Source organism: Alteromonas sp. 5NW40-0090 (assembly GCF_057552975.1).
In genome coordinates this window covers 1-616 of record NZ_BAAJLT010000033.1, presented here as the reverse complement: position 1 = coordinate 616, position 616 = coordinate 1, and the positions used below count along the sequence as shown (strand labels likewise).

Here is a 616-nt window from a genome sequence, read left to right as displayed (position 1 = left end):
CCTATACCATGAACCTAGGGGCAATAATCGACCCGGGCGACGACACCATTGTTGCAAATGGCATTACCGTGAACTGGGGTGATGGCACAACAGAAACCTACAGCAGTGTGGGCGATGTATCGCACACGTATACCACAGTGGGTGACTTTACTATCAGCGTCAGCTTGGAAGATGAAGACGGTACGTTTAGCGATGTCGCTTCGCAGGCAGTCAGCGTAAGTGCGCCAGCGGATACGATTGATGTAGCGGCACAGGCCAATGCTGTAATTGATGAAGGTGATACCTTTACTCGCACTATTAACTTCACTGACGGTGAGGACAATGGAGCAGCAGGCTATACCGTGGATATCGACTGGGATAATGACGGTAGCGTTGATGAGACCTTTGCTACAACGTCGAATAGCTTTGATGTATCGAAGGTGTTTGCCGATGGCGCATCAACGCAAACCGTGTCAATTACGGTGACCGATGAGGCAGGCGAATCTGATACCGAGGCCTTCGACGTCACAGTAAATAATGTAGCACCTGTGAGCAGTATAAGCGGGCCTATCGAGGTCAATGAAGGAAGTGAAGCCGTATTCACGTTTGGAGATATCCTTGACCCTGGCGATGACAC

1 protein-coding gene is annotated in these 616 nt (G+C 50.3%); it reads left to right on the top strand.

Annotated elements, in window-relative coordinates; genetic code table 11:
• Positions 1 to 616: PKD domain-containing protein (locus AC27KT_RS19770; protein WP_487132785.1), on the top strand; the 616-nt coding region annotated here is incomplete at both ends.